The organism is Anaerolineales bacterium (assembly GCA_022866145.1).
Lineage (GTDB): Bacteria > Chloroflexota > Anaerolineae > Anaerolineales > E44-bin32 > PFL42.
In genome coordinates this window covers 1-3657 of the sequence record JALHUE010000181.1, presented here as the reverse complement: position 1 = coordinate 3657, position 3657 = coordinate 1, and the positions used below count along the sequence as shown (strand labels likewise).

At 66.4% G+C, this 3657-nt stretch carries 6 protein-coding genes; all 6 read right to left on the bottom strand.

The window, feature by feature from the left end; genetic code table 11:
- Positions 1 to 107: 107 nt before the first annotated feature.
- On the bottom strand, positions 108 to 482 hold the full coding sequence (locus tag MUO23_05755; GenBank protein MCJ7512458.1) for a roadblock/LC7 domain-containing protein: 375 nt from the start codon (positions 480 to 482) through the stop codon (positions 108 to 110).
- Positions 483 to 966: 484 nt separating this feature from the next.
- Complete coding sequence (rimM, locus tag MUO23_05750; GenBank protein ID MCJ7512457.1) at positions 967 to 1521, bottom strand: ribosome maturation factor RimM; 555 nt, start codon at positions 1519 to 1521, stop codon at positions 967 to 969.
- 4 nt (positions 1522 to 1525) lie between these two features.
- The gene (locus MUO23_05745) at positions 1526 to 1753 is read right to left on the bottom strand and encodes a KH domain-containing protein (protein ID MCJ7512456.1); all 228 of its coding nucleotides are present in this window, start codon (positions 1751 to 1753) and stop codon (positions 1526 to 1528) included.
- 49 nt (positions 1754 to 1802) lie between these two features.
- Positions 1803 to 2219, bottom strand: coding sequence for a 30S ribosomal protein S16 (rpsP, locus tag MUO23_05740; GenBank protein MCJ7512455.1), 417 nt, complete (start codon positions 2217 to 2219; stop codon positions 1803 to 1805).
- 753 nt (positions 2220 to 2972) lie between these two features.
- Complete coding sequence (locus MUO23_05735; protein MCJ7512454.1) at positions 2973 to 3110, bottom strand: hypothetical protein; 138 nt, start codon at positions 3108 to 3110, stop codon at positions 2973 to 2975.
- Between the two features lie 118 nt (positions 3111 to 3228).
- Positions 3229 to 3657 (bottom strand): hypothetical protein (locus MUO23_05730; GenBank protein MCJ7512453.1); only part of this gene is annotated, 429 nt, incomplete at its 5' end.

Here is a 3657-nt window from a genome sequence, read left to right as displayed (position 1 = left end):
GCCCTCGGCCTCTGGCATCGGGCCTCTTAACGCGGTGGGGAGGTCATCCTTGGGACGACCTCCCCACGTAGATCCAAACCGGTGGCGGCGCACGCTCGCCCCGTGCATCAGCCCACGACTTTCGCTAGGTCCCGGGCGGCGCGCCGCATTTCGAGTAGCACCAGCCCCAGCCGGGCCTGTTCCCGGGCCAGAACCGTCAAGACGGCATTCCCGCCCGAAGACATCAGGATCACGTAGCCGTCATCCCCATGGATGTAGACCTCGTCCAGGATGCCTCGGCCCAGCTCGCCGGCGATGCGCTCGCCCAGGCTGAGCATGGCAGCCGACATCGCCGAAACCCGGTCCTCTTCGACGCCCGAGGGAAGAGAGGAGGCCATGATCAGGCCGTCCACGCTGACGACAGCCGACGCTTGGATGTCCGGCGTGTTCCCCTGCAGGTCGCGCAAGCGGTCGACCATCAAATCGGTTCGGGTCTTCTCCACGCTTCGCCTCGTCGCTTCCAGACTAACAGCCGCAGTTTAGCATAGGCGACCGACCCGGACAAGCATCCGGCTGCGCGCGGCCCGGGATAGCGCCTTGCGCCGTATGGAATGGGCGCCACCCATCGGTACGCTCTGCGTCCGGGAGCGGGTCCGGGACTCCCCTTCAGCCGGGCGGTTTGCCTGGGGAGGACTGGGGTGCAGGCCCCGGTGCCGCAGGGCTCGGCCAGCGCGGGAAGCGAGGAAGGGATCCCGGGTGGCCGCTGATCAAGCGCCTTTCCTTCAGCCAACCGGATCGCCGCAGCTCCCCGACGTCCGAGCGCCCGGCCTCGATGACGTGGCGTGCACCGCCATCTTCAAATCGTGCTGAGGATCCCCAGGTGGATGGTGTTTCCCGTCCGCCTTCCCGAGCCGTGCCGGCAAGCTCAAGCCGGCTCGCTGGCCGGGCCTCACTGCGGTGCTCTCGGTCGCCGTCCCAGCGGGACGATCAGGACCGTGCCTCCAGGCCTGGGATCAGGTGAATGCGCATCTGGGCGGCTGCCAGGTCCACGTCGAGCACGACAGACGAAATGGCGGGCAGCAGGATGTCCGCCTGATCCGGGGAGCGCACAACGTACACATCGTTGGCGCCGGTCTCGATGATCTCGTCGATCTTCCCTAGGTCTTGCCCTTGATCTGTGACCACCTGCAGACCCAGGATCTGCCAGTAGAAGTACTCGCCCTCCGGCAGAGGCGCCAGATCATCGACCCGGACCGCGACCTCAGTGCCTCGCCAACGCTCGGCCTGGGTGCGATCGCCGCAGCCCTCCAGCCGGAGCAGCCAACGGGTGCCGTGCAAACGACAACTGGCAACAGTCGAGGGATCCCGTTCCGATCCCAGGAACACCTGGGTGCCGGCCTGCAGGCTGCGAATCAGGTCGGAGACCTGGACAACCAGCAGGTCGCCTCGCAAACCGTGGGGACGCACCACGCGCCCGGCGGCGACGTAGGTCGGCTTGCTCCGGGCGCGTGCCTTGGTTGTTCGGTTCGAATGGGCCGGCATTCGATCAGAGGATGTCGAGCGTCGCTCGCACCCCCTTCTTGGAGGCTGGAACCCGCAGCAGCTGGCGCATGGCGTTGGCGACCCGGCCGGAACGGCCGATCACCCTACCCATGTCGTCATCCGAGACGGTGAGTTCGATCTTGACCTCGCGCCCGCGTTGGTTGGCGACCACTTTGACCGCAACGGGATCGTCCACCAGGGAGCGGGCGATGTATTCGATCAGCGACTTCATTGCCGTCGCATCGCGCGTGTCGTGCTCCATCCCAGGCGACTCGGGTGACCTAGCTCGCATCCGCTGCACCGGCAGGCGCCTCGGCCTCGGAGGCCTTCTTCGCTTTCTTCGAGGGCTTGTCGCTCGTCACATCATCGCGCCGGGTGCGCGGATCCGCAGCCGGCTGAAGGCCCCCGCCGGCCACCACGGCCTCAATCGCCTCTCCGGCGCGGACCCGGTCCCACCGTTCCCAAGTCCCGGAGGTCTTGAGGATCTTCACCACCGAGTCCGAGGGCTGGGCCCCGTTCCGCATCCACAGGAAGAACTTGGCCTCATCCAGGTCGACGGTGGCTGGCTGGGTCCGTGGATTGTAGTGCCCTAGGATCTCCAGGAACCCCCCGGTCGCAGGGTCTTCCTTCTCAGCAGCCACAATTCGGTAGCTGGGCTGATGCTTGGCACCTACTCGACGTAGTCGTATTCGAACCATCTTCCCTCTCTCACTCCCAAGTTTGCCTTGGCTATTCTACCCCAGACCACGCAGATTGGGGGTTTGGGCGACAACCTGCACCTGCCGGCTAGCCGGCCTGTGCCCAAGGCAACCGCCGTCCCCTTCCCAGGCTACCGGGCTTGCCCAGGGGTTTCATCCTGGTGCGTGCTGGCCGGAATTGCCGCAGCCTCTGTTTGACTTGCTGGACGCTGGTGCCTGCACCGGCCGCCACCCGTCACTTGCGGCTGGCATCCAGCTGTTTCGGCTTGCGGCGCTCGGCCGGGGTCATCGACCGGATGATCGCCAGCGTCTGATCCAGCTGGCACTGCGCCGCCGGGCATCATGTCCAGCAACTGGTCAATCGATCCCAAGCTGGGCACCTGGCTGAGCTAGGCCGTGAAGTCCTGCAGGGTGAATTCACCCTTGTACATGCGTTCGGCCTGGACTCCGGCCTGCTGGCGCGAGATCACAGCCTCGGGTTTTTCGATCGGCCCAAGAGGGTCGCCCATTCCCAAGCGAACGCAGGTGCGCAGTCACTTTCGCGGCGGTGGTCGTCTTCCCTTACCCCCGCAAACCCACCAGCAGGATCACCCGTGGCGGCTTGCCAGTCAGGTTGAGACGCCCGGGCTCACCCAGGGTCGGGACCATCGCCCGGTACAGGATCTTGACCCCTTGTTGGGAGGGGTTCAGCGCTCGAGCGACCTGCTCACCCGGTGCCGGCTGTCCTACCCGATCGAGAAGGTCCTTCGTGATCTAGGAGTGGACGTCGCCTTCGAGCAGCGCCAGGCGGACTTGGCATAGACCCTGCTCGATGTCGGCGGGCTTGAGGCTCCCGCCTCGGGCCAGTCGGTAGGAAGCAGCCTGGGGGTGTTGGGTCAGGGCTTCAAACATTGGTCATCTCGCCACCAACTGCGCGCTGGCACTGGCGCACAACCGTTCGGGCTGGGCCGGCGGCTTGACGCTGACCGGACGAGCTCAAATAGGATCCCTCTTCCGGCCGGCGGGTCGGTCACGGCGAGGCCAGCCTGCGCACCGCCCTCACGACTCGGCCCCCAACCTGTTCGGCCGATTCGAGATCGGACTGTTCCAACACGACCGCGACGACTGGCGCCGAGTCGTCCCCGGCCCGCGCCAAGTACCAGGCAACCTGAGCCTGGTCGGCCCCGGCAATGGCCACACCCGAGAAAGAGGGGCCAGCGTCTCCGGTTTGCGTCAGCGTCCGCGACATCAGGCGGGCAGTCTCTGGACTGAAGACGGGCTGCTGCTCCTGCTCGAATGGCCAAGCCAGCCAATTCCCGTGTGCGTCCGGGACTGCGTCCACGACCCGGACGGGGGGAAGCGGACCACCTACCGTCGCGGCCCAAGCGCGGGCCATGGCGATCGGGGTCAGGGTCAGCCAGCCCTGTCCGACGGACAAGGCTTCCGTCATCTCCATTGC